This window comes from Paraburkholderia sp. RL17-347-BIC-D (assembly GCF_046027915.1).
Classification (GTDB): domain Bacteria; phylum Pseudomonadota; class Gammaproteobacteria; order Burkholderiales; family Burkholderiaceae; genus Paraburkholderia.
The window spans coordinates 1-4732 of the sequence record NZ_JARESS010000133.1 but is presented as its reverse complement, the minus strand read 5'-3'; the positions used below and the strand labels follow the sequence as shown (position 1 = coordinate 4732).

The window sequence follows — 4732 nt, the reverse complement described above, 5'->3', positions numbered from 1 at the left end:
TCGCAAACAGCTTGCAGCAAGGTTCGTTGACTGGCGCAAAATCACCCAACTCGCCCAAGATCCGTCGACCGGTTTCTAAACGATCACCACACCTGCCGGCTTTTAGTCTCACGCTCGGCAAGTTAACAACACCCATTGTTGTCGAGCGGAGCAATCTCCGCTAGCGCGCGGCCGGTGTCGAGTTTCGCTGCGGCGACCGTTCGCCGCTTCGCGTGACGGCTGTGCCGCCCTACCCCTGCTTCCACCGTTTCACGATGTCCGTCTCGACGTCGAACAGGTCGAGCAGCCGCCCGACGGTATGGTCGACGATATGCTCGATTGACTGCGGGCGCGAATAGAACGCCGGGACAAGCGGCGCAACGACCGCACCCATGTCGGACAGTTGCAGCAGCGTACGCAGATGGCCGCTGTGCAGCGGTGTCTCACGCACGCCGAGCACAAGCCGGCGCCGCTCCTTCAGCACCACGTCGGCCGCGCGGCTCATCAGCGTGCCCGTTACTCCCGTCGCGATCTCGCTCATGGTCCTCACCGAACACGGCACGATCAGCATGCCCATGGTCCGAAAAGACCCTGAAGAAATCGCCGCGCCGATATCCCCGGCGGAGTACCAGACCGAAGCCAGCGCCCGTACGTCGGCGGGCTTGAAGTCGGTTTCGCAGGTCATCGTCAGTTCCGCGGCCTTGCTGAGAACGAGATGCGTCTCGATGCCCCCCTGCTTGAGCACTTCGAGTGCACGGATTCCGTATGCAATTCCCGACGCCCCCGTAATACCGACGATCATACGTCTCGCTGCTCCGTTGTTCATCGTTGTCCCATTCTAGAAACGCGTGTGCAGGCCGATACGAAACACCGCCTGGTTCGGCCCGCTCGATGGCGCAGTGGGTCCGAGCAGCCCGTTGATATTCGCCCGCGTCCCGTCGTTCGCGCGCTGCCACGTGCCCAGCGCATAGACCGAGGTGCGCTTGGACAGCGCATAGTCGGCAATTCCGGCCACTTGATTGGCGTGCTGGTCGCTCAGCGCGGCGTTGCCCTTCATGTACATGTAGCTCAGACCCAGCGACCACGCCGGCGTGATGTGATACATCGCGCCGGCAGAATACGCCGCGGCGGCGGTGCCGTTCGCGACGTTGCGCACCGTCGTGATCAGAGCTGTCATGAATACTGGCCCCCACGTATAGCGCGAGCCGAGCGCCGCGTTGCGGATCGACACGTCCGGCGCGCCCGCGGTACCCACGTGCTTGGTGTTCGTATAGGCCGCGTCGGCAGCGAAGGTGCCCTGCTGGTAGCTCACCAGAAAGCTCGATGCGTTGCCCGCGCCGATCGAACCCGCGACGTTGCCAAACCCGTACATCGCGCCGAGCCGGAAACCGCCCAGCGACGGTGTTACGTACCTCACCGAGTTGGAGATCGGCGTGCCCGTCAGGCGAGCCCAGTCGAAACTACCCGATGGGTTGCCAGGAATGGCGAGTTTTGTAAATATGCCGCCGGGATACATATAGAGGTGGCCGGAGATTTCAGCTGGCGAATCCGCCACCATGTCGCGCATAAAATCATACTGCTGCCCGAGCGTCATGGTGCCGTAGCGGTCGTTTTCGAGGCCGAGGTAAGCCGATTTCGACCAGAGGTCTTGGCCGGAGAGAATCGAACCGGTGCCGACGACGAACTGGTCCCGCAACAGGAAGATCGTTTTCCATCCGCCACCGAGATCCTCGGTTCCGGTAATGCCCCACAAGTTAGGCGAGTTCTGCCCGTCCTTGAATTGAACCGACGAGTGCCCACCCAAGTTGCTTATGTAGGTCAATCCCACATCCATCAACCCATATATCGTCACGCTGCTTTGGGCGCTCGCATGAGTCGAAACCGCTGCGAATGCTGCCCCGCAAGCGGCCCAAATCCATTTCCTTTTCAATTGATGTCTCCATTTGCTGTATTATTTCACCCCGTAATGGGGTGCCGTGCTATTTTCATTACGCACTTTTTTCAACTGTCCTACTTATTTCGCATTGCGAATTAATATCGACCGAACGGCGGCACCGGCATGAGCCCCGCGACAGCGGGCACGCAAAACACATTCAAAGACGGGTGGAGCAGCGCCGGCAACGCAAGCGGCACGTCGTACGTCGGGTAGTACGCGACACCCGGCAGCGCTTCGCGCCGTTCGGCGCCGCCCTGACTGTGTCGAGTGCACCGGCCGTCATTGCGTGGCCGTTCCGTCGACACGATACCAATCGAGCATGCGCAGCAACGGTTCATCCGACACGCGCAACAGCAGCGCATCGCTACTGGCGTCGAGGCGGTATTCGTACCAGCTCGGTAGCGCGAGCATGTCTCCAGTGCGCCAATGGAATTCACGCCCAGCAACCCGCGTCACCCCTTCGCCTTCTATCACTGTGAAGATCCGGTTGGCCGTGCTGCGCGCGCAGCTCCATTGCGTACCGGCGGCAAGATGCAGCACCACCCGGTCGAAAGTCACGAGTTGTGGCGGCCCGAGTTCGAGTGTGCGCACGCCCGGCGCTATCTCGGCCGATTCGAGAAGCCGCGGCCGGTACTCGGCGTAAGCGAACCGCATCGGCGAACGCGCGTCGACGCGCTCGGCCCTTTCGAGCGTGTCGGGATGGACCTCGAAGAACATCGGAGCGAGATGCTGGACGAGCGGCGCGTCGAGAAAATCGATCCAGTAGCCCTCTTGGTCCGATTCGCTGAGATGGCCGTGATAACAGCCATTCGGCGTCAGCAGGATATCCCCGGCCAGCATCGGAATCTTCACGCCGTCGACGACCGTGTACATGTTCGGCGCGCCCTCGAGCACGATGCGCATGGCGTTGGGCGTATGCCGATGGCTGCGCGCCGCTTCATGCCCCTTGATCATCTGGTACGCGCCGACGAGCGTGCGCACCGTCGCGTAATCGTTGCCCGGAATCGGATTGGCCATGATCAGATTGCGGCGCTCGGCCCATTCGGTGCCGACAAGGCGCCCTGCGGCATGCAACGCGGCTCGCGCATCGCGATAGCGCCAATGCGCGGGCACGAACACCTGCTTAGGCTGCGGATACAGCGAAGGCGTCGGCTTGGCCCATCCGTTCTTCATCTGCACATGTTCGAGCAGTTCGTGCAGTGCGGGCAGATCCTGCGCTGAAGCGAAATCGACTTCGGCGTGCTCGGTTTGCGACATCGGAATCATCCTTTGGGTTGAAAGCGGAAGGCGGCCCGCGCGGTTCGATCGACGGGACTCACAGCGCATCGACCGGCACTGCCGCAGCGACCGGCCGCTGCTCGATCACGTAGCAGATCAGGGTTTGGCTCTGCTCTCCGTGAATTCGCACTGCAAATTTCAATCTGTGGAGCAAATTATATCGATTCCGTTTGACGTGTCAATTCGTTTGAGTGAAATCCCCTACGCATCAATTGAACAAAGCGCGGCCGATGCAGGGGCCGGCGCGGCCTCGACGGTGCGCGGAAAAGTCGAATTCACCTTGCGAGTAAGCTATCCTCTATGCGAATATCTGATTTGCCCGCGCCGGGCACACGACAGGCTTGCCGCGGCACGTTTTTTTCATCGAAGTTCCATGGGAAGCCCATGAGCCAACAAATCCTGATCGAATCGCGCGGTCCGCCACTGCAAATCACCGCCGCCGCGATAACAAGCATCGACGCCAAGCGCGACGTCGAGGCGCGGGCTGCCTATAATTCGGCACCATAAAAAAGACATGCCACCGAAGGTGGTCACCCGTGCCGCACTCCGCCATCGACGAGCGGCCTGCGCTCGACAAGGTTCGCGCATAACAGGATTGCCAAATTGACAGAACGAAAACCAGCCAAAAAAACAACCGCCAAGACGAAGAGCGACGTCGCCCCGGAAAAAGACCGCCAGTTTGTGACCGCGTTGGCGAGAGGTCTCGACGTGCTGCGCTGCTTCACACGCACGACGCCGGCGTTAGGCACCGCCGATATTGCGCGTCTGACCGGCCTCGCGCAGCCGACCGTGTGGCGGCTTTGCTACACGCTGATCCAGGAAGGCTATCTGGTGCAGACCGACCGCGGCGGCAGGCTGCGCCCGGGCATTTCCGTGCTCGGCCTGGGGCAGGCGGCGATCGCCAGCATGCCGATCGCCGAACTCGCGCGTGCCGACATGCAGGAACTCGCGAGCCGCTATCAATGCGCCGTCTCTCTCGGCATGCGCGACGGGCATTACATGGTGTACACGCAGCGCATGCAGGGCTCGCAGATCATCCTGCGCGATCTCGAAGTCGGCTCCCGTGTGCCGCTGTCATCGTCGGCGACCGGCTGGGCCTATCTTGCCGGCTTGCCCGAAGACGAGCGCGAGAAGGTCTTCAAGGAGCTTCAGGAACTCGACAAGAAGCGCTGGCCGACCCTGCTGCCCAAAATCAAGCAATCGATCGCCCAGTACAAGCGCACGGGCTATATCGTCAACAAGGGGTCGCTGCACGCGCAGATCAATGCGGTCGCGGTGCCGATCCTGTCGCCGGACGGCAACGTGCTGCTATCGCTCAGCGCGGGCGGCATCAGTGTCGTGTTCGACGACGAAACGCTCGCCAAGGTCGGCAATGAACTGAAGCGGCTCGCCGTGCGATTTGCGTCGGCGATGGACGCGATGAAATGAGCGCCGGCGTTTCGCCCGGGCGTCGACACCAGCACCGCGGCGGCCGGCCTGGCCGTGCCGCCGCGGGGGGTGAATGGTGTGGCCCGCGCGCGGGGGCGGGGTGGGTGAATC

5 protein-coding genes are annotated in these 4732 nt (G+C 62.0%); 2 read left to right on the top strand and 3 right to left on the bottom strand.

Annotation, left to right across the window (positions count from 1 at the left end):
• Positions 1 to 229 precede the first annotated feature (229 nt).
• From P0D96_RS47450 to P0D96_RS47440, 3 genes are all read right to left on the bottom strand, one after another.
• Positions 230 to 781: a UbiX family flavin prenyltransferase gene (locus P0D96_RS47450; RefSeq protein WP_408292179.1), complete on the bottom strand. Its 552-nt coding sequence runs from the start codon at positions 779 to 781 to the stop codon at positions 230 to 232.
• 36 nt (positions 782 to 817) lie between these two features.
• On the bottom strand, positions 818 to 1909 hold the full coding sequence (locus P0D96_RS47445; protein WP_408292177.1) for a porin: 1092 nt from the start codon (positions 1907 to 1909) through the stop codon (positions 818 to 820).
• Between the two features lie 285 nt (positions 1910 to 2194).
• On the bottom strand, positions 2195 to 3172 hold the full coding sequence (locus P0D96_RS47440; protein WP_408321187.1) for a cupin domain-containing protein: 978 nt from the start codon (positions 3170 to 3172) through the stop codon (positions 2195 to 2197).
• A gap of 405 nt (positions 3173 to 3577) precedes the next feature.
• Here P0D96_RS47440 and P0D96_RS47435 point away from each other — a divergent pair, with 405 nt between their 5' ends.
• Both P0D96_RS47435 and P0D96_RS47430 read left to right on the top strand, forming a co-directional pair.
• Positions 3578 to 3700 (top strand): hypothetical protein, encoded by a 123-nt coding sequence (locus tag P0D96_RS47435; protein WP_408292171.1) that lies wholly within the window; start codon positions 3578 to 3580, stop codon positions 3698 to 3700.
• 96 nt (positions 3701 to 3796) lie between these two features.
• A complete protein-coding gene (locus tag P0D96_RS47430; RefSeq protein ID WP_408292169.1) occupies positions 3797 to 4621 on the top strand; it encodes an IclR family transcriptional regulator in 825 nt (274 codons plus the stop codon).
• The last annotated feature ends 111 nt before the right edge of the window (positions 4622 to 4732 follow it).

What these genes read in the sequence shown, in the direction of transcription:
- P0D96_RS47450 (WP_408292179.1), bottom strand. Translation starts at nt 781, where the DNA reads ATGATCGTCGGTATTACGGGGGCGTCGGGAATTGCATACGGAATCCGT.
- P0D96_RS47440 (WP_408321187.1), bottom strand. Translation starts at nt 3,172, where the DNA reads ATGTCGCAAACCGAGCACGCCGAAGTCGATTTCGCTTCAGCGCAGGAT.
- P0D96_RS47435 (WP_408292171.1), top strand. Translation starts at nt 3,578, where the DNA reads ATGAGCCAACAAATCCTGATCGAATCGCGCGGTCCGCCACTGCAAATC.